This window comes from Synergistaceae bacterium, assembly GCA_017443945.1.
In the GTDB taxonomy this organism is placed as follows: Bacteria; Synergistota; Synergistia; order Synergistales; family Aminobacteriaceae; genus JAFUXM01.
The window spans coordinates 47037-66147 of sequence record JAFSXS010000060.1 but is presented as its reverse complement, the minus strand read 5'-3'; the positions used below and the strand labels follow the sequence as shown (position 1 = coordinate 66147).

The window sequence follows — 19111 nt, the reverse complement described above, 5'->3', positions numbered from 1 at the left end:
GTCTCTCACTCTAAAGAATTGCAGGATAAATTATTGTCAGAAAATTTGAGTCCTGACACGTCATGCGCAGTAATCGAGAACGGCACAACTTCACGAGAAAGAATTATACGCACGAAATTAAATAATTTGCACGAGTCAATTACCGCAAATAAAATAAATCCTCCTGCAATAATAATAATAGGCGATACAGCAGAGTTAAATTACAGCTGGCGTGAAAATTTGCCCCTTCATGACAAAAAAATTATTATCACAAGACCGGCGGGACGTTCTGAAAGTTTAGCGGCTCTATTGCGTGACTCAGGTGCTGAAGTCGTGTTAATGCCATCGATAAAGACTCAAATAATCAGCGGTTCACTTACGGGAAAAAATTTATCCGGCTATGATTATGTAGGCTTCACGAGTGTTACGGGCGTTGAGGCATTCTTTAAACTTTTGAGCGAGTCAAATCGTGATATAAGGGAAATCGGCACAGCGAAAATTGCTGCTATCGGTCAAGCAACGGCGGATTCTTTGAGGTCTCACGGTCTGCGAGTCGATTTTGTACCGGAAATTTATGATTGCAGACATTTAGCAGAAGGACTCGCGGGAAAAATTTTAATGCTGCGTGCGTTAAATGGGTCGCCGGAAATTGCAGAAATATTTGACTCACAAAATATAAATTATGATGAGATTTGCATTTATAGAATCGATTACGTAAAATTTAAACATGTTCCGAAATTTGCAGATTTTATAATTTTCACGAGTGCGTCAACAGTGAAGGGCTTTGCTATGAATACAAATAATTTGCGTGAGGCCATTGTTGTTTGTATAGGCGAGCAGACAGCAAAAGAGGCATTTAACGCAGGATTTATGAACGTTAGGATCTCTAAGCGGGCAGAAATAAAATCAATTTATGACGCTGTAATGTCTTGCTTGTGATTAAAATTTTTATCAGGAGGTTATATTTATATGAGTAAACTTTTAGCGGCTTTATTAGTTCTTTGCGTGTTAGTGTCGGGTTCATTTGCGGGTGAAAAATTTGACAGCAAAATTATTGATGTCGAACTCACTACTAACGCTATCACACTTTATGAAAATATCCCGTTTGCTCAAGGATTTGCGCGAGGTGTGCTGACTTATACACTGACGATGGACATTTTACAGCCTTCAGGGAAAGAGCCTTTGCCCTTGATAGTTTATGTAACTGGCGGAGGATTCATAATGGCCCCGAAAAATAATTGGATTCAACAGAGAATGAGATTAGCTGAGACCGGCTATGTAGTTGCGAGTGTTGAATATCGTAATGCGCCGTTAGGAAAATTTCCCCAGCCATTGCAGGACGTAAAAGCTGCGATTCGTTGGCTGCGTGCTCATGCGTCTATGTATAATATTGACGTGAATAGAGTCGGCGTTCTCGGAAATAGTGCGGGCGGTTATCTTTCTTCATTTGTAGGACTCACAAACGGCATGAAGGAATTTGACACGGGCGATTTTCTTGATTATTCAAGCGATGTTTTGTGTGCAGCAAATATTTTCGGTATAACAGATGTTCGCAATATCGGCATGGATTACGACGAGGAGAATCAGAAAGGCCACGCAAGCGCAGGAGCAACAGAAGCATTATGGGTGTTAGGGACTCCTACATTCGGAGGCAAGGACGGCGGAGTCTTAGCTCATCCGGAAGAATCAGCAAAGGCGAGTCCGGTAGAGTATGCAAGCGAAAAATCAGTACCGATGTTATTTATGCACGGGGACGCAGATAAACTTGTTTCGCCGAGTCAGACTGATTTATTATTTCAAGCGTTAAAATCTAAAGGAGTCGAGACAGAGCGCTATATCGTGAAGAATGCTGCTCACGGGGGGCCGTACTGGGTGCAAGAGCCTGTCATGAAAATTATGGTTGACTTCTTTGACAAATATCTCAAGAAATAAAATTTTTCAGCAGCACTGACAATTATTGCACTCGCTTTGAAGCCCTTTACTTTTGAGCCACTCTCCGCCGGGGTGGTGCTTTAAAGCTAAAAACGACGCTGTCTGCAGGTGAAGGCACTTAATATGAATCTCGCCGAATTTATATTTTGTGCCTCCGATCCCGCCGCTGATTAAAGTTTTGTACATGGAAAATTTATATTTACGCAAGAACTCACGCAAATTCTTATCGAGCAGATTAACCCGTATTAATTGATGAAGCAAATTATATTTATTCCAGCCTTTATATAAATTACGAGAACGCAGAAAATTTTCAAGCTCGCTGACTCCGCCGTCAGACTCAATTTTTCCAGCAAGTTTTATTAGATACGGACACATCAGCCAAAAACTAGTCGGAAAGAGTCTCATTTTTTCACCGACCGGCGCGCATTTAATCACTTGGACACGATTAAACCGGCAGACTTTAGCAGCTCCCATCACAATGGAATTATCAAATTTCACGGCCTTAAGGATATTCGCGTCTGTCAAGTCTTCTCTTGCTGCGTCCTGATCTTGCAGAATTTCTCGTGTTTAAGTCCGTAATTTTGGCCTCGCTGGTCTTCAGAAACAACGCCATTTTTTTCTCGAAGCTGTCAGCCTCATCAGGTGAAGTCGTAAAATTATTATTCTCGTCTGAAGCAAGTTCCCTGAAATCATAAAAGACTTTAGGATTTTCGCGCGGCTGTCTGAACTCGTAATTTACCGGCGTTAAGTGTCTTTGCGGTTTTGCTTGAATAACAGGAGGCTCTGAGGCTTGCTTTATTGATAAATCTATGCGGCCTTTCTCGTCGATCCTGATAATTTTTGCTTTGATCTCGTCTTGCAGCTTGAGAACGTCGTTAATATCCTTCACAAAATTATATGAAAGCTCGGAAATATGAATCATTCCTTTGCGTCCGAACTTGTTAATCCTGACAAAAGCTCCGTACGGCATGATTTGCTCAACGGTGCAATCTACTATGTCGCCAATGTTTAGAGCGTTATCGGCCATTTAAAAAATTTCTCCCTCGAAAAAAAATTTATTTATACCCAACGCCACTCGGGTTTCTCGCCAAGTCCAAGCCTGCGGACTAAATACACGTATCTTGCTTTGAGTTGGCGGCTTCCGGCATTGTACCAGATTAAAAGCGTTCCTTTGCTCTTGTTCAACGCTAATTTTATCACGGCGCTATCAACTATAGGGCCATAACAAGCAAGCAGCATTTCATTTTTCGCGATCGCCGGCTTATTTCTCAAGAGTTTGAGTATATTTTCGCGTTCTTGCGGCAATGATTGAATTTGCTTGAGTGCGCTATATGTGTTCATCCCGCGTTTAGGCAGCTTATTCACGCGTATATCCTGCCTTGTGTAGCGTTTAATCTTGAATTTCTTGACGGTAATTTTATTGAGCGTAAATTTTACTTTCTTTACTGTACAGCGCAAATTCTTTAATACGTCCGGCAATGTCAGAACGTCAATTTTTATGCTGCTCTCGAATTTATGAGTCTCTATTTTCCTGCGCAGTGAATGAGTCGCCGGAAGTTCCGTAATAAATGCTTCGTCCGGTCTATAAATTTTTATGCGCCTGAAAAAATGTCTTGCTAGAGTCTTTCTCAGCCCGTCGAACATTTTTATTTATGCTCCCAGAGATAATAACGCCTTCTGAACTCTTGTAAACGGTTCTAAAATGTCCATTGATTTAGACGCTTCTGTGAGAATTTCTGCGGCCTGCTTGATTTCTTCGGGTCTGACGTTTTCGGGAAATTCTAACATTACGGGCGCACCATTTGCCGACGCTTGCAATAAATAGACTCCTTTTTCTGAAGTTGTCTCGATGTGGCCGGCAGCTTCTAACGGAGCATGTGAAGACTCAGAGATTAACACAGCTTTTACTTGTCCGATAATCTTTAACGGGTTAAGCAAATCGCCGTCATTGCACAGCCATAATTGCGGGTCTACTTCGATTGAGTCTAATAAACTTTCGAGCATTAATTCTTCTTTCAAGTATGTATCAAGTGAAGAGCCGTATAAAATTTTTTCGAGCTTGTTAGGCTTTACGAGGTCAGTATAACGGAAATCAACAGGAATCCCGCGCATATCAGACGCAAGTGCAGCACCCCGCATTTGTCCTTCTGTACCTTCGATTACGATATAACCGAGCAGATTTTGTGATGCCATAAAATTTTATTCTCCTTCATTTGTGCAATTATTTATTATTATTGTCGCATAATTATAGCGCGTTATTTATCATGAGATAAAAAATTTATGAAGAGTTATTTTCCCGAATATAATTTTAGCTATCACTGCCCGCCGTTATATCTTCTTGTGAAGTATGCGCTTTATCACGAGTTTTATTTTTTCTGGAATTAAGCGGGAAGGGAGCATTCTCAGCCATAATAAAATTTTTATAATGAGATAATCGTCAACATCATTGAGGCTTTGAGGCGCAAATTTTTTCTGGAATAAGTTAGACTGAATCAATGGCGCAAAGAAAGCAAGTTTTTGGAATCTTTCTATTGTTACTGCATCATAGAAAGTTGCCAGCCATTTTCTTTGACGTTCGTTAAGTTCGTCTATATTTCTGTAAAATTTTACATGAGTCCGCAGTGAGTGCCAGTCCCGCAAAATATAGCTTTCAGGATAACGAGTCATGACATAATTTCCGTAAGTCTCGAACTCGCTGAACCCCGAACGAGGCAAATTTTCACAGTCAACAGCGTTTATTATTCTCTTCTGAAAATTTTTCCCCTGAAGACTTGAGTTAGCTTCGATTTCGTTTATAAGCGCGCGCATAAAATTTGAATTTATTATCATATGTTCGCTGATGAAAGATTTATTAATTACTTTCTTGACATCGGGAAATAATTTCGCAATCGTATCAAAATATGGCGGGTGAAATTCTGTCTTCATATCGAAAAACGGCCGCGAGTCCTCACTAAACATTTTTATTTGCTTTAACGGTATTGTATCGCTGTCCCAGATTAAATAATATTCGTCATTAGTAAAGCGCGAAAATTGAATCTTTATAAATTGCTGAATGTACCAGCCTGCACGCTTTAAATTTTTGTCAGTGCGTAAAGAATAAAGCTCGCGGATTCTGGCAACATCAACAAATTCATTCTCGTTCATAAAAATTAGTCTGGGGTCATTTTGCCGGGTGATTCGTTCTTTTATTGTGTCGGGGCCGATTATGTATATATTCTTTATTGGGAGATAGTCGAAATAAATATTTACGTTTGCAAGAAGTGTATTTATATCATCAGGAATTGAAGGCATTACAAGTGATAATAATAGCTGGTCTGGTCTGGTCTGGTCAATTGTGGCAAATGATTCCATTTTTGTCAAGATCCTTTCTCGTGATTTATTGCAAAATATTCTATCACGTTTTCATGAGTAACGCAGGGGCAATTCGAGTCCGTAACGCTCTAAAATTTGTTGATTCGTAAATAATTCCGGCAAAGTTCCCGTTATTACAATTTCGCCGTTATATAAAATTATCGCACGCGAACAAATGTCTAATGCCATATCTAAATCATGAGTTGCTAATAAAATCGTCTTGTCATAACCGCGCAAAAAATTTATTACCCGTCTTCGTGCTTTAGGGTCAAGTCCTGACGTAGGCTCATCAAGTGCTAATATTTCAGGTTGTGAAATAATTGTGCCTGCTATTGTGATAATTTTTTTCTCGCCGCCTGATAGTTTGTGCGGAGGTCTTGAGGCCAAGTGCGAGACTCCCAGAGAATTTAAAATTTTTTCTGCGAGTTCATGTGCTTTGTTTGCTTTAACTCCATTTGCGACGAGATTAAATGCTACATCTTCTATAACGCTTGGCATTAATAACTGATTGTCCGAGTCCTGAAAGATTAACCCGACTTTTTTTCGCAGAGTCTCAATTTTAGAATCGCCGTTGATGAAAATTTTTCCCCGTTGAACTTCAACAGCTCCGGCCAAGTGCAATAAAAGTGTAGATTTTCCCGAACCATTTGCGCCGACAAGAGCAATTTTTTCACCGTCATTAATAGCGAATGAGACATTTTTTAAAGCCTCGTGATTGTCTGAATATGTGTAATATAAATTTTTTACTTCAAGCATTGTTGTAACTCCATCACATCAGCATATTGTCAAGCACTACGAGAAACATTTTTTAAAGCCTCGTGATTATCTGAATATGTGTAATATAAATTTCTAATTTCAAGCATTGTTGTAACTCCATCCCGCTAACCCCCACCCCACCCCCCGACCCCCTCCCAACCCCGAGGGGGAGAAAAAATTATTACTGATTGAAGCCTTCAAAGCCGCCCCGACACTTTATCGCCTGTAACATTTTTTCAGAACGAGACTCACTCTGCAATAAAATATTTCCCGTTATATAGCCGAAAGTTTTAAATCTCGTAATAAATTTCATGTCAGGAGCACGCAACTTTAAAGCAGTCAACGCCGAGTCAAATCTGTCATTCATTATAAATATTCCGCGCATTGTCAATAATAACAGCACTCGCAATTTTTCAGGAACATGATATTTCACGAGAGCCGCATAAATTCCAGCAAACCCCATACGCGCAATTACTCCCGCAAAAATCGTGTAAATCAAATTCAGCCGCCACGTTATAAGCATCGCAATAATAACGCCCTCACGCACATTCGGCCAAGTCAAAATTAATGTTGCTATCATAAATAAATTCAGCGCGTTTAATTTCACAAGAGATTTCAAGATTTCCGGACGCTTAACTACTATAATAACAGGCAGAATCGACGCAAGAGCCAGCAAATAAATTGATTCACTCAACGAGACAATAAAAGCATAAATAATCGCAAATATAATCATGACAAGAACTCCGGCGAAACACGCTTTAACCACGAAATTATAAACATCGTCGCAAGTCCTTCTATCAGGCTTAACGGCAAGTGAACAAGTACTATTAATTTTGCAGCTGTTAAAAAATTTCCGTCAGTAATTCCCAAGCACAAACCTACAAGCAATGCAGCTATAATCACGGCCAAAGCTCCGGCAATAAATGAAAAAATTTTGCTCCCTGACTCGCGAATCTTTTTTCCGAACATTAAATAAACGCTCACTGACGAGAATCCCATTATAAACGCATTCACACCCAGAACGAGCAAGCCCCCGAAATGAAATAATACAGCCTGAAGCAGCAACGCAATTAATATCGCAGGGAAAGCAGCCCAGCCGAGAATTAATCCCATCGGAGCAAGCAAAGATAAATGAGTCGAACTCGGGCCGACTTTCACATTTACCAGTGAAGCAAGAAAAAACGCAGACGATAAAAGCGCGACTCTTACAATTTTGTCGGGGTTAGTTTTCTTGAGACCGACGGAGACTCCGGCAACAGTCCCCGCCCAACCCGCAATTAATACACTGCCTGATAAAATCCCCTCGCTGATGTGCATTAGTTATTTCTCCTGAAAATTTTTATCAACATTGCAAGATTAAATATTAAGCTCACTCCCAGAATAGCGCGAAAATATAAATTAAATCCTTCAGGCTGTGAGTCATTTACTGCCGCGTTGAAATTTTCTGCAACCGTAATATTTGCCTCGCATTGATGGCCTTCTTCATCACGCACTATTACCCGCCAGTCTCCTGAAACGTTCGGGACAAATGCAAATCTCCCAAATTCGTCAGTGCGTCCGGTTTGAGCTGCAAATTTTGAGTCTGACGGTGAGAAAACTTTTACTTCGCGATAACTCATTTTTTCGCCGGTCGAATAGAAAAATTCAAGCGCGATTGCAGGCAGATTTGAAATATTATAGCCCGTCCCGTGAGCTAATGCAGGAGCCGCAGATAAAATTATTATGAGAGTGAGCAAAAATTTTCGCATGTTACTTCACGTTAAATAATAAGAACGAACGCAAATTTAAATTATCGTAATCGCCAGGTTTGCCGGGTAAATTTCCCTGTGCTGCTCTGATTCCCCATAAGCCCGGAGCAGTAATCTTTATATGTGCTTGGCCGTTTTCTGCTTCGGTGTAATATGCGTAAGTGTTCTCGTATTCAGTTACAAAGCCGTCATAAGTCGCCCATACCGGCCCGGTGTAAGGCTGACCGTTCAACAAAATTTTTACGTCAAAATATTCGCCGGCTTTCGCATCTGCCGGATTAGTTACGGGGATAATCTCTAACGGGAAATTCAGAACCTGCGAAAAAGTTTTATCGTCGTGTGAGGCGTTGAAAATGGCCTTTGCGTACTTGTCATATTTATTTGCTGATATAACCTTGAGTCCCTGTGCCTCTAAATCTTTGCGCGCGCCTGATTTCCCGCCCTCATTAGTAACACACCATGACTCGCCGTCTTTGATTGCTGCTAAAATAAACGTGCCTTCAGGAGCTGTAACAGTAAAATCAATGCACAAATCTTTATCATTGCCGGTTAATTGCGACTCGATTAATTTTCCGTCTTTGATGAGTCCGGCTTTGACGCGTGATAAAATTTCGACCTCTTCAGGAACTATGAATCTGTGAGCAGACTGTACAGTAACGTGAAAAATTTTTCCTGCTTCGGGTGCGCTGTCCTTTGCTTTAATCGTGAGTTCATGAGCGAAAACAGGTGAAGCAAGAACAAGAATTAACGCACAAACTAGAAAACGTTTCATAAATAAATAATCCTCCCTGAATAAATTTTCAAAACGAGAGGAATAATAACACGCTTATAAATAAAAATGTTACTGTGAAAATACGCATTTTGCCCAAAACTCTGCTGCGTTGTCAGTGCCCATTAATTTTTTTGCCTCGTTGAGTCCTGAGTCTATTGCGAGCTTTATATCATTATCGAGCAAATAATTTTCGAGCTCATGCACGATTCTTTCTGGTGAAGCGTCATTGCATAATAATTCCGGGTATAATTGCTTGTCTGTTAAATAATTCGGGATTGAAATATTTTTCACGTGTACTAAACGCTTTAAAATCGCATGAGTTATTCTCTTCATATTATAAATTACGACCATGTAACGGCCTAATAACATAGCTTCAACCGCAACAGTTCCGGAAACACCCGCAACAGCAAGAGATCCGCACATTAATTCGCGCCCCTCGCCCTCCCATAAATCAAAGCCGGAAATTTTTACACGTTCGCGCAGTTCATCAGCAAGATTCTTTGTGAGTCCCTGTGCAACCGAGAAGACCGGACAATAATTTTTTTCGCGCAAAATTTCAGCAGTCCCCAGCAAAATATCAAGATGAAAATTTATGTCATAGCGTCTGCTGCCGGGCATTAGGGCAATAATTTTTTTTCCGGCAAATCTATTAGCAAACTCTTGAGAGACTCTGACATTTTTCAAGTCATGCACGAGGGGATGAGCCTTCCATAATGATTTAACACCGTGATCCAGCAAAAATTTATGTTCAAACAAGAATAACGGCAGGCATAAATCAAAATCGCGCTTGAGATTCTTGACTCTTCCTGAACGCCAAGCCCACACAGTAGGAGGAATCAGAGATATTATTTTGCCGTTATAGCCCGATTTACGGAGTGAACGCGCAAGAATTAAATTAAAGTCGGGACTGTCAACAAGCACTGCTATATCGGGATTCGATTTCATTACTTCACGGACGATATTATTTTTCAGGCGCAAAATTCTAGGTATCGCAGGCAAAATTTCAATTATTCCCATCAGCTTTAATTCTTCGTAGCTCCATTTTGCAGAACCTCCGGCCTTAACGCTTTCAGTTCCCAGCATTCCCCAAATTTTTGAGTCAGGAGAAATTTTTAACAATTCACGAATCAAATCAGCTGCGTAAATGTCCCCGCTGACTTCCCCGCACGAGATAAAAATATTCACGGCTGAATCCCCCAGACTGAAATATTAAATTTTTCCGCGAGATCAAAGAATTTTTCAGGCTCTAATATCAGCGTCTTCCCTGACTCAACAGCTAGACACGTTAAGCCGGCTTCATGCATATTTTCGAGAGTCTTTGTCCCGACTGTAGGCAAATCATAACGCAAATCTTGATCTTCACGAATCATTTTCACGACGACTCCACGTCCCGCAAGAACTCCCGCACGCTTTATCATTTGGTCGGTGCCTTCCATCGCCTCAATTGCAACGACAGCACCTCCAGCAATGCAAACAGCCTGACCGAATGAACACGGAAGAGTAACGCGCAAAATTTTTTTCCCGCACTCAATGTCGGATAATTCGTTTGTAGTGGGCTCACGGCTCGTTAATTTTCCTGATGCCGCTATAAATTCCGGCAAAATCTGCCAATATGGTATAACTTGAATCCCCTCTGACTCAAAGACTCTCACGACAGCTCCCAATAATGAATGATCGTCGCGTAAAGATTTTTTCAGAATCGAACGTGTAATTTTGTCGAACAATAACGGCAGGCAATAAATAATTTTCTTCGGGATTCGTCCGGCCATTATTAATTTGTCTGAACCGAAATTTTTTATCTCGCGCAAACCCCGGCCAAGATTCGGAGTCCTCATGCGGATTAATTTTTTTGCGTAGGGTCTCAAGACTTCAGGATCATCACGAAGAGTCATTATTAAAGTCTCCTGCTGAGTCTGAAGTCTTTTAGCGATTTCAACGGGTAAGATTCCCTCACCTGCAATTAATGCTATACTCATTTAAATTCTGTCTACCCTCATCGCAAAGAATAAAGCCAGCACGATAAATACAAGATTCGGCCCCCAACCTGCTATAACCGGCGGAATATTTCCCGACTCGCCCAATGCACGGCACAATGACATTACTACATAATAAGCAAAGACCATCACGACACTTATTCCAAAGCCTACGCCTCCGCCCGAACGTCCGCGCCTCGATGCACCAAAGCCCGCACCTAAGACAGCCATTATTACGCAAGCCCACGGTACAGCCAATTTCAAATGAAACATTACCCATAATTTTGATAAATCTGTGCCGATTGTCTGCGCTTGATTAATGTAGCTCCATAACTCGTGTGCGCTCATGTCTGAAGGTCTTCTCGTACTGCGCTGTAATTGTTGGGGAGATAATTTTATCGCGAGCCTTTGACGTTCAAAGCGTAATAATAAACTTATTTCGCCGTCTTTGTCTACGTCATACATTCTGCCGTCTTCTATCCACCATTGCGAATTTTGCCACGTTCCCCGCCGTGCGTTAAGTGTTGCAGTTAATCCGCCCTCCTCGTTGAACTCGTGCATCATAATACCTGACATAATGCCTTCTTCCGGGTTTAATTCGTCAATGTATAGAACGCGCTTTAATTTCCCGTTTTCTTCCTCGCGCAAAAAAACTTTTTCCTGAACCGCCGCCGCTTGATTCTTGAGTATCTCGAACTTCATTAATCTATCAGCAGCAATCGAGGCAAACGGCACAAAAGTTTCGTTAAATGTCAACGCCGTAATTGAAATTAGAATCGACGTAAGCAAAATCGGCCGCAAAATTCGCTTGAACGAGATTCCCAAAGACTTTAACGCAATTAATTCGCTGCTCCCGTTAAGAGTCGACATTCCTAATAGAGTCGCAAGCAATGATGACATCGGAATCGTCATAACAACCACTTCCGGCAATCGATAAAAGAATAATCGAGTAACGACACTGAAGGCGATTCCCTGTTCGATAATTAATCTTGCAGCCTGAAATAATAAATCTCCCGCAACAAATATCAGCACAAAAATTAATATCCCGAACATAAACGGCCCGACGCACGCTCCGAGAATTAATTTATTAAGTAATCCCCGTCTCATTGTTGTGATAAAGCAGTTGCAGAATATTTACGGGTCATTGCGTGAGTCATCCTGTCAACAAGTTCCTGCGGGCTTGGCATGCTGTTAGGCGATTCAAATGCTTCGATTACATTCAGAACTGTAACATTTCTAAATTCGTCGAACGTCGGCACTAAGGCATTTACTATCGCTACAAGTCTTTCGGCGACCCCTTCTGCGTCCCTTGCATCGCTCTCTGACAACACGATCAAAAATTGAAATTCTCCCGTTTGAATCACTGTATCTGATTGTCTTAAATCTGCCTTGACTCTCGCACAATAAGCTCTGAACGGTCTAACATATTTCTCCATGTCATCATCAGGCAATAACGACGGGAAAACTACACGAATCATCAATGCTGCTAGAGGTCTGCTGTAACGTCCTAATCTGTAAAGCTCGTCGGTGATTCTCGCAAAACCGTAATTATAAGTATGCAATTTCGTATCAGGGTCAATGAATGCCGCCGGATCTGCATTTATTACAGTTTCGGGAGTCTCTGCGCCTTCTTCACCCACCGGAAGACCTTTTTGAGTCAGCTCGAAATAAAATCTGCGTCCATTATCAAGACTCTTGCGCTTAATGTCCCAAATTTTTTCGTGAAGTTCGGCAGTCTTTGCAACAGGGCTAAACCAGTCGCTAATATTTTTTCCCATTATATCAGCGAGCGAGAGTCCTAAAATCTCAAGCATTCCGTCAGTGAGATTCAATATTGCGCCGGTCTCGTTAGTTATCGCAAAATTTATCGGTAATTGGCGCATATCGTTTTCTACTTCTTTCGGGACTATGATTCTTTTCTCCGCTTCAGCTTGATTATATGCAACAACTAGAGCAGCAGCCCCGCACACAGCTAATAGCACGCCGAGCCATTGAAACATTCTAGCACCGTAAGCTATCGACATCGGACAAAGTATTATTCCCTGCGCAAGTGCCTGAAGAGAAATTAACCCGATATTAAATCCGTTCATGATAAATAACGCGTAAAGAATGCTTAATATAATAAATATCAGCCACACCAACGCCCACACTGATAAATCTAATCCGCCTACAATAGTGCCTTCACCCATTGAACGGGCAAGCATTATCGTAGCAATTGATATAACAGGCGGGAACGTTACCCACTTCAAAAAATTAGTTTGTCCCATAGCGCAGTTCTTCTCCTGAAGGATAACTTAATGTGTAATCAACTATTATATTTTGCGTTGAACCTGCCGGAATATTAATTTCCCATGTGAATCTATTTTCTTTGTCTTTATCTTTCTGTGCGGGCTCAATGCGTTTAATGTCGAGTTTAATTTTTTCGTCTGTAGGGATCGGGAGTCTATCTCTTATTGTTACTGTGCGGTCTTCCTTTGTGCCGTTAGTGATTTCGAGTTTGTAGCCGCTCGTGAAAACACCGCTGAACCATGATGTACCAGTTTTCTCGATTAAAGCCTCTTTCTTGATTGTGATCTGCTCGAGATAGCCGAACGGAATAGATTTTTGACCTTTGCCGAACTCCTCAATAAAAATTTTTCCCGTTGCTGTACCGTCGACTCTAAGTTCTGCGTTACCCGGTATTAAATGCTCGTTTGAGTCGTCCATTTCTGCAATAATCCACGCATTATTTCTTTGTTCGGGAATGAGCATTATAACGGGCTTGCTGTTGAGTGTGAGTGCGCTGCGTATGACTTCAAATTCTGACTCGTGCCCGTCGCCTGTGATTAGTCCGTTAATATTTATAGTTCTGTCGGAAAGAGTTTCAGTTACTGCCGGTGCCTTAGCTGCTTCGGGTGCTGCAAAGTCTTCTAGTGCTGTATCATCAAGCATGGGAGCGGCCATTTCTCTAGCTGCTGAAGAATATTGACTGTTATTGCGTCTGAGTCTGAGATTACCTACTCCGCCGAGATTTTCTTCTTTGGGTTTGATTGCGACTTTGAGCGGCTTTAATTCGGGAGTTGTGATTCTTTCATCGGGAGTCTTCGTGTGAAGAGTCATATTTCCGTTGAAATCGAGTCCCGTTTTCTGTGAAGCTCGAATAAACATTTTTACGTCAATGCTGCCCGTGCTGCTGTCGAGATTCAAAATATAGCTTGGCCGCCATGCTGCTGAAGTTGTGAAAGCCTCAAATTTTACTGGTTTATTTGCTTTGCCGGAAATGAGCAGATAACTTTTTTCATTGCTGGGAGTGCGTGAATTTAATTCGCTGCGTAAAGTTGTGAGCTTTGCTTTTTCCTGTTCGAGTGTGATATTTAAGTCTGCAAGCTCGTTTTCTGTTTCGAGTCTCAAGTCCTGAGCTTCACGGATAAATTCAAGTAATTTTTCGGGTCTTGCTGATTCCGGAACAGAATTTTTCAGGAGTGATAGAGTCTGTTCGAGTGCAGCTTTTCTCGCGTTTAATTCGTCGATGACTCTTGATTGTGCTTGTACCTGCGAGTCTAATTCTGCGAGTCCTTCAGGAGTCCATTTTGTGCGCGAACGTGATTCAACTTTTATATTTCCCTGAACGTCATCGGGATTTAGTAATCTGATAGAGTCTGCTTTGAATGCCCCCGGTAAAATAATTTCGAACGCTGAATTTTCGCCGGGGTTTACTGTGAACGTAAATTTTGCGCCGCTTGGGTAAAAGTCTAATGCGTTAATGCTCACTTCTGCGGCAACAGCTGAACTGACTAACGCTGCAATAATAACGAGTGAAATAATAAATGTCTTCATAGTAAATAAATAATTTCTCCTTTCGCGTCATGATTCAATATATTATAATGTAAGTCAAATAAATTCTTTAGATAAAGGCGCGATAATTTCCCCTTTTCGAGTATATTATATATAAGACTTGCAAATGTTATAATTATTTTACGATTCCATTATGAAAATTTCTCCGGCAAATGAAAGTTTTTTACTAATACTTATACTAATACAAAAATGTTGAATTATTTTATTAATTGCAATGACTCGCGAAGAAAAATTTTTCAATACAGCATTGATTCGCGAGAAAAAATTTATAGATAAATATTTCAGAGTAAATACACTTTTATAGCTGTAAAAACTTTTGCATATTTGCGCGATAAATTATTGCATTGACTATATAACCGTAGAAAAAATTTTTGTGTATGTGGGGGAACCCCTGAAACCCGTTCCCCCTTGCCCCCCTCCCCGCCCGGAATCAGTGGCGCAAATTAAGTGTTTTGTCTATTAATAAAAAATTTTTCCCTGCCGATAATAAATTAAAATGTGATGCAAAAATTTCTGTATCACGCTATTATTATTGTGTCGTGAATTATAAATATTATAGTGTATAATGAGAAAAATATTTTTGCCCCTTGATTTAAATCTTTAACGAGGCTTTGTGCAGATTTGTACGTGAAAATTTTTGAGTCCCGTAAAAATTTAAAGCATTATGGGTGTAAAATTGTTATGTGAAAATTTTATGAAGAAATGAGCGGCAAATTTACCCGGCTTGTGTAAATGGGATGTCTTAGAAGGATGCTAGACAATGTTTCGAGTTGCTGCCCTTAATAATAGATGAAGCATATCGATGGAGCGAAAAAATAAATTATCTGACTGGGAGGCCCTTATTTATTATGGATAGTCTATTAATAGATTTTTCTCAAGTATACGGACAAAATGGAACGCGCGAAATTCCTAGAAGTATATACAATACAAGCGCTGCACTTGCGGATAATGTAACGCCGCAAGCCCCGAAATTGTCATTTGAAGATATGCTCTCTGACTCTATCAAGAAAGTTAATCAATTGCAGCTGGAAGCAGACAAAAAAATTAGAGACCTGTCAACCGGCGACGTAGACGACATTTCAGAAGTAGTGCTCGCAACGTCAAGGGCTGATACGGCTTTAAGGATGGTCATGGAACTTCGTAATAAATTCCTCGATGCATATCAAGCATTATCAAGAATTACAGGCTAAATAAATCATCATGGACACTTTGAAACGCTGGATGGCCTCGTTCTTAAACTTCTGGGCATCGCTGAAAATCTGGCAGAGAATCTCTATCATTCTCGCAATATTAATAGTTTTCGGTGCGCTTATAGCATTAATTTTTATGACCGGCACAACGAGTTACGAGCCTTTATACGCAGGTTTAGAAGTCGAAGATCAGGCGGCCATTGTTGATTATTTGCGCGAACATAATATTTCATACAGATTAGATCCGAGTGCAAACGCTATTTTAATGCCGGGAAATGCAGTCTATGAAACGAGATTAGCTCTTGCACAAATGGGACTCCCTAAGGGCGGTACTAGAGGCTTTGAACTCTTTGATGACTCGAAAATGGGAATGAGCGAATTTCAGCAGAGAGTCGCTTATATGCGCGCGATAGAAGGCGAACTTGCACGCACAATTTCACAAATGGCACAAGTTGAACACGCACGAGTCAGCGTTGTTATTCCTGAGCAGAGATTATTTCTCGAACAGCAGAAACCTTCTACAGCGTCAGTTTTATTGCGTTTGAGGCAGGGAGCAACTATCGGCCCGAATCAAGTTAAATCAATTATTCATTTGGTCGCTCATAGTGTAGACGGACTCCAGCCCGACGCAGTAACAGTTGTTGACACTCAAGGCCGCATTTTGTCTGACATGATTTCGGACTCTATGATTATGTACAATCCGGACGGGTCTAATTCCGTTGCATCAGTGCAAAGAGAGTTAGAACGCCAGCACGAACGCGAACTAGAGAATAAAGTTAGAATTATGCTTGAACAAGTTTTCGGCCCCGGTTCTGCTGTTGTGAGAGTCAAGGTTGATTTAGATTTTGACAAGCGCACAAGCTCATTTGTTGAATACACGCCTAATCCCGAAACAGGAGTCGGAGTCCCCCGCAGTAATGAACGTCAAGAAGAAAGCTACACAGGTCAAGGAAACCCAGTCAACGGCAACCCCGGCACGACAACAAATATTCCAGGTTACGCAATAAATTCTACGACGGTGAACAGCGAATATAATAGATCAAATTCTACGACAAATTATGAGATCACAACTAGAAAAGGCGATCAGGTCGTAACGCCCGGAAGTGTGCGGAGATTAACGGCTTCAGTCTTGATTGATGATAAAGGCGAAAATTTGAGCGAGGAAAGATTAGACTCATTGAAGGAAATAATTTCGTCTGCAATAGGCTTTAATTCGCAGAGGGGTGATACTCTTGTCGTGCGTTCGATGAGATTCTCAACTGCTTTTGCTGATGCTATGGCTGAAGAATTACGGCAAGAACGAAGATGGCGAATTATTTCGGGGTCAATTGCTGCATTATTTGTGTTGTTATTGCTCTTGGGCGGTTTATTCTGGTGGTGGAGAATCAAGAAGCAGAGACTCGCAGTACAGGAGATCGAGGAAGCCGGCAAAAAAGTTCCGACGATTCAAGAAATGCTCACTTCACCAGATTTGCTTGCGTTCCAAGGTGAAATGGCGGTACTTGAAGAACAGCTCAAAGCCTACGCAAAGAGTCATCCCGATGAGATTGCGACTCTCGTTAATGAATGGCTCTCAATGGATAGTTAATTAACGTGAAGGAGTTGACGTTATGCCCAAAGAAGAAGGCGGAAAGGGGTTAAGCGGCCGTGAAAAAGTTGCGGTCTTGATGGTCTCACTTGGAAGCGACATAGCCCCGGAAGTATATAAGAAGCTCGATGATGCAACAATAGAATTAATTACGCTGGAAATCGCAAATTTAAGAAAGGTAACGCCCGACGTAAAGCTCACGGTCTTGAAAGAAGCTCAAGAAATCTTAATGGCTCGTGAATTTATGGCGCGCGGAGGTGTTGACTATGCAAGAGACGTACTCGAACGCGCACTCGGTCCGGAGAAAGCTCAGAATCTACTGGCACGAATCACAGCAAGCCTTCAGGTTAAGCCGTTCGATTTCATGAGACACACGGACGCAGGACAGATTTTAGGATTCATTCAGAACGAACACCCGCAGACAATAGCATTAATTCTGTCCTATCTTGAACCGACGCAGGCAGCAATGATTCTGAGCGGATTAAATCCCATTCTGCAGGCCGACGTTACGAAAAGAATCGCTAATATGGATCGCATAACACCTGAAGTTTTGCGGGAGGTTGAAAGAGTGTTAGAGCGCAAATTAAGCACCGTTATGGGGCAGGATTTCACAGTTGCAGGCGGTATTGATGCAGTTGTCGCAATCGTAAACAGCACTGATAGAGCAACTGAACGCAACATCATGGAATATCTCGAAGAAAATGATCCCGAACTCGCAGAAGAAATCAAGAAGAGATTATTTGTATTTGAAGACAGCATGAAACTTGATGACAGGTCGTTACAGAGAGTCTTGCGTGAAGTCGACCTCAAAGAACTCAGCTTGGCACTCAAGGGCGCGACAGAAGACCTCAAAGCAAAATTTTTCAAGAATATGTCAAAGCGTGCTGCCGAAATGTTACAGGAAGATATGGATTTCATGGGCCCGGTAAGAGTCAAAGACGTAGAAGAAGCCCAGCAGAAGGTAGTAAACGTAATCAGGAGCTTAGAGGAACAGGGAGAAATCGTAATTGCTACCGGCGGAGGAGACGAGCTAGTTGTATAACGGTCTTGCTCATCAAAGAGTCCTGCGCACTGTGAGACTTTTGCCGCAAGCTGTGAAAATCGGAATCCTTGAGAGCGAAATAAAGCAGGAAGGAAATAAACCGCCCGACAATCAATCAGAGCAGCCCGGATCAGCTAAGACAGTGAGAGCCGGGAAAAATTCCGCGCAAAAATTGCAGGTAAATATTCCTTCTCCCGACGCAAAAGAGTTAGACGAGTTGACAGCGCAAATTAAAGCACTCACTAACAGTTTAGGCACGGCAGAATTAGCTAACTCTCAACTATCAGAAGCTAAAGCACGACTCGAAAGCGAAATAGGCGGCATTAAATCCGAATACGAGGCACGGCGCAGAACCCTAGAGTCAGAAGCAAACGCAAACGCGAAAAAAATTGCTGACGAGGCACGCACTAAAGCACAGCAGGAAGGATTTAACAAAGGCTATAACGAGGGATTAACGCAGGCTCGGCAGGAGGTCGAACAGGAATATTTGACGAAATTTGCTGACTTGGCCGGAGTAATTGATAATCTCGGACAAAAACTTAATGAAAATTTTGCTGAACTCGTGAAATTAAATCAGCCCCGTTTGATTCGCGTATGGACTGAAATGTTAAGGCGCATGTTACATCGTCAAGTCGAGTTAAACCCTGATACAATTGACTCTGTGTTGACTGAAGTATTAGCACGTTTGAGCGACAAGAATCAAGTTTTAATTTACGTATCGCCCGAAGATTTGAAGCACGTAGAAAGCAATATAGACTCAAAATTTCAGGATGCATTAAGGGGAGTCAAGCGTTTAGAGATAAAACCGGACTCAAGTGTCGAAAAAGGTGCCTGCATTGTTGAAACGAGTCTCGGAGTCTATGATGCCCGCTGGAAAACTCAAATGAGTCAGGTCGAGTCAGTTGTTGATGAAGTATTTCAGCAGGCAGCAAAGGAAGACTAAAGC

The 19111-nt window shown here is 41.5% G+C and carries 21 protein-coding genes; 6 read left to right on the top strand and 15 right to left on the bottom strand.

All coding sequences use genetic code 11. The features are described from left to right. Together IJT21_06640 and IJT21_06635 are read left to right on the top strand one after the other, a co-directional pair. The coding region (locus IJT21_06640; protein ID MBQ7577923.1) for a uroporphyrinogen-III synthase at positions 1 to 918 on the top strand (918 nt) is incomplete at its 5' end. A gap of 30 nt (positions 919 to 948) precedes the next feature. Then, on the top strand, positions 949 to 1911 hold the full coding sequence (locus IJT21_06635) for an alpha/beta hydrolase (protein ID MBQ7577922.1): 963 nt from the start codon (positions 949 to 951) through the stop codon (positions 1909 to 1911). A 6-nt stretch (positions 1912 to 1917) separates the two neighbouring features. Here the strand turns inward: IJT21_06635 and IJT21_06630 are convergent, their stop codons facing one another. The 15 genes from IJT21_06630 to IJT21_06560 all read right to left on the bottom strand — a co-directional run bounded on the left by IJT21_06630 (position 1918) and on the right by IJT21_06560 (position 14327). Continuing rightward, positions 1918 to 2436: a DUF501 domain-containing protein gene (locus tag IJT21_06630; GenBank protein ID MBQ7577921.1), complete on the bottom strand. Its 519-nt coding sequence runs from the start codon at positions 2434 to 2436 to the stop codon at positions 1918 to 1920. Further along, positions 2414 to 2938: a S1 RNA-binding domain-containing protein gene (locus IJT21_06625; GenBank protein MBQ7577920.1), complete on the bottom strand. Its 525-nt coding sequence runs from the start codon at positions 2936 to 2938 to the stop codon at positions 2414 to 2416. Before IJT21_06625 ends, IJT21_06630 begins: the two co-directional genes overlap by 23 nt. Positions 2939 to 2970: 32 nt before the next feature. After that, positions 2971 to 3555, bottom strand: a complete 585-nt coding sequence (locus IJT21_06620) for a hypothetical protein (GenBank protein MBQ7577919.1) — start codon at positions 3553 to 3555, stop codon at positions 2971 to 2973. 6 nt (positions 3556 to 3561) lie between these two features. After that, positions 3562 to 4104, bottom strand: a complete 543-nt coding sequence (locus IJT21_06615) for a hypothetical protein (GenBank protein ID MBQ7577918.1) — start codon at positions 4102 to 4104, stop codon at positions 3562 to 3564. A gap of 135 nt (positions 4105 to 4239) precedes the next feature. Next, entirely contained in the window at positions 4240 to 5271 is a 1032-nt protein-coding gene (locus tag IJT21_06610) for a hypothetical protein (GenBank protein ID MBQ7577917.1), read from the bottom strand. Between the two features lie 42 nt (positions 5272 to 5313). Beyond that, on the bottom strand, positions 5314 to 6018 hold the full coding sequence (locus tag IJT21_06605; GenBank protein MBQ7577916.1) for an energy-coupling factor ABC transporter ATP-binding protein: 705 nt from the start codon (positions 6016 to 6018) through the stop codon (positions 5314 to 5316). Positions 6019 to 6199: 181 nt separating this feature from the next. Then, complete coding sequence (locus IJT21_06600) at positions 6200 to 6751, bottom strand: hypothetical protein (GenBank protein ID MBQ7577915.1); 552 nt, start codon at positions 6749 to 6751, stop codon at positions 6200 to 6202. After that, complete coding sequence (gene cbiM, locus IJT21_06595; GenBank protein ID MBQ7577914.1) at positions 6748 to 7335, bottom strand: cobalt transporter CbiM; 588 nt, start codon at positions 7333 to 7335, stop codon at positions 6748 to 6750. The genes IJT21_06600 and cbiM overlap by 4 nt, the downstream gene beginning before the upstream one ends. Beyond that, complete coding sequence (locus tag IJT21_06590) at positions 7335 to 7766, bottom strand: hypothetical protein (GenBank protein ID MBQ7577913.1); 432 nt, start codon at positions 7764 to 7766, stop codon at positions 7335 to 7337. The genes cbiM and IJT21_06590 overlap by 1 nt, the downstream gene beginning before the upstream one ends. Before the next feature lies 1 nt (position 7767). Next, on the bottom strand, positions 7768 to 8538 hold the full coding sequence (locus tag IJT21_06585) for a DUF4198 domain-containing protein (GenBank protein ID MBQ7577912.1): 771 nt from the start codon (positions 8536 to 8538) through the stop codon (positions 7768 to 7770). A gap of 69 nt (positions 8539 to 8607) precedes the next feature. Beyond that, complete coding sequence (locus IJT21_06580; GenBank protein MBQ7577911.1) at positions 8608 to 9723, bottom strand: lipid-A-disaccharide synthase; 1116 nt, start codon at positions 9721 to 9723, stop codon at positions 8608 to 8610. Further along, a complete protein-coding gene (lpxI, locus tag IJT21_06575; protein ID MBQ7577910.1) occupies positions 9720 to 10514 on the bottom strand; it encodes a UDP-2,3-diacylglucosamine diphosphatase LpxI in 795 nt (264 codons plus the stop codon). The genes IJT21_06580 and lpxI overlap by 4 nt, the downstream gene beginning before the upstream one ends. After that, positions 10515 to 11618, bottom strand: coding sequence for an LptF/LptG family permease (locus tag IJT21_06570; protein MBQ7577909.1), 1104 nt, complete (start codon positions 11616 to 11618; stop codon positions 10515 to 10517). After that, positions 11615 to 12778, bottom strand: coding sequence for a hypothetical protein (locus IJT21_06565; GenBank protein MBQ7577908.1), 1164 nt, complete (start codon positions 12776 to 12778; stop codon positions 11615 to 11617). The genes IJT21_06570 and IJT21_06565 overlap by 4 nt, the downstream gene beginning before the upstream one ends. Next, positions 12765 to 14327 (bottom strand): DUF4139 domain-containing protein, encoded by a 1563-nt coding sequence (locus tag IJT21_06560; protein MBQ7577907.1) that lies wholly within the window; start codon positions 14325 to 14327, stop codon positions 12765 to 12767. Before IJT21_06560 ends, IJT21_06565 begins: the two co-directional genes overlap by 14 nt. A gap of 866 nt (positions 14328 to 15193) precedes the next feature. Between IJT21_06560 and fliE the strand changes: the two genes are divergently transcribed. The 4 genes from fliE to IJT21_06540 are packed head-to-tail and all read left to right on the top strand — an operon-like array spanning position 15194 to position 19108. Next, positions 15194 to 15535, top strand: coding sequence for a flagellar hook-basal body complex protein FliE (gene fliE, locus IJT21_06555; protein ID MBQ7577906.1), 342 nt, complete (start codon positions 15194 to 15196; stop codon positions 15533 to 15535). A gap of 10 nt (positions 15536 to 15545) precedes the next feature. Next, entirely contained in the window at positions 15546 to 17123 is a 1578-nt protein-coding gene (gene fliF / locus IJT21_06550) for a flagellar M-ring protein FliF (GenBank protein MBQ7577905.1), read from the top strand. 22 nt (positions 17124 to 17145) lie between these two features. After that, positions 17146 to 18165, top strand: a complete 1020-nt coding sequence (fliG, locus tag IJT21_06545; GenBank protein MBQ7577904.1) for a flagellar motor switch protein FliG — start codon at positions 17146 to 17148, stop codon at positions 18163 to 18165. After that, positions 18158 to 19108 carry a hypothetical protein gene (locus tag IJT21_06540; protein MBQ7577903.1) on the top strand — a complete coding sequence of 317 codons (951 nt, stop codon included), beginning with the start codon at positions 18158 to 18160 and terminating at the stop codon, positions 19106 to 19108. Before fliG ends, IJT21_06540 begins: the two co-directional genes overlap by 8 nt. Positions 19109 to 19111: the final 3 nt, after the last annotated feature.

What these genes read in the sequence shown, in the direction of transcription:
- IJT21_06635 (MBQ7577922.1), top strand. Translation starts at nt 949, where the DNA reads ATGAGTAAACTTTTAGCGGCTTTATTAGTTCTTTGCGTGTTAGTGTCG.
- IJT21_06625 (MBQ7577920.1), bottom strand. Translation starts at nt 2,938, where the DNA reads ATGGCCGATAACGCTCTAAACATTGGCGACATAGTAGATTGCACCGTT.
- IJT21_06620 (MBQ7577919.1), bottom strand. Translation starts at nt 3,555, where the DNA reads ATGTTCGACGGGCTGAGAAAGACTCTAGCAAGACATTTTTTCAGGCGC.
- IJT21_06615 (MBQ7577918.1), bottom strand. Translation starts at nt 4,104, where the DNA reads ATGGCATCACAAAATCTGCTCGGTTATATCGTAATCGAAGGTACAGAA.
- IJT21_06605 (MBQ7577916.1), bottom strand. Translation starts at nt 6,018, where the DNA reads ATGCTTGAAGTAAAAAATTTATATTACACATATTCAGACAATCACGAG.
- IJT21_06600 (MBQ7577915.1), bottom strand. Translation starts at nt 6,751, where the DNA reads ATGATTATATTTGCGATTATTTATGCTTTTATTGTCTCGTTGAGTGAA.
- cbiM (MBQ7577914.1), bottom strand. Translation starts at nt 7,335, where the DNA reads ATGCACATCAGCGAGGGGATTTTATCAGGCAGTGTATTAATTGCGGGT.
- IJT21_06590 (MBQ7577913.1), bottom strand. Translation starts at nt 7,766, where the DNA reads ATGCGAAAATTTTTGCTCACTCTCATAATAATTTTATCTGCGGCTCCT.
- IJT21_06585 (MBQ7577912.1), bottom strand. Translation starts at nt 8,538, where the DNA reads ATGAAACGTTTTCTAGTTTGTGCGTTAATTCTTGTTCTTGCTTCACCT.
- lpxI (MBQ7577910.1), bottom strand. Translation starts at nt 10,514, where the DNA reads ATGAGTATAGCATTAATTGCAGGTGAGGGAATCTTACCCGTTGAAATC.
- IJT21_06570 (MBQ7577909.1), bottom strand. Translation starts at nt 11,618, where the DNA reads ATGAGACGGGGATTACTTAATAAATTAATTCTCGGAGCGTGCGTCGGG.
- IJT21_06565 (MBQ7577908.1), bottom strand. Translation starts at nt 12,778, where the DNA reads ATGGGACAAACTAATTTTTTGAAGTGGGTAACGTTCCCGCCTGTTATA.
- IJT21_06560 (MBQ7577907.1), bottom strand. Translation starts at nt 14,327, where the DNA reads ATGAAGACATTTATTATTTCACTCGTTATTATTGCAGCGTTAGTCAGT.
- fliE (MBQ7577906.1), top strand. Translation starts at nt 15,194, where the DNA reads ATGGATAGTCTATTAATAGATTTTTCTCAAGTATACGGACAAAATGGA.
- fliF (MBQ7577905.1), top strand. Translation starts at nt 15,546, where the DNA reads ATGGACACTTTGAAACGCTGGATGGCCTCGTTCTTAAACTTCTGGGCA.
- fliG (MBQ7577904.1), top strand. Translation starts at nt 17,146, where the DNA reads ATGCCCAAAGAAGAAGGCGGAAAGGGGTTAAGCGGCCGTGAAAAAGTT.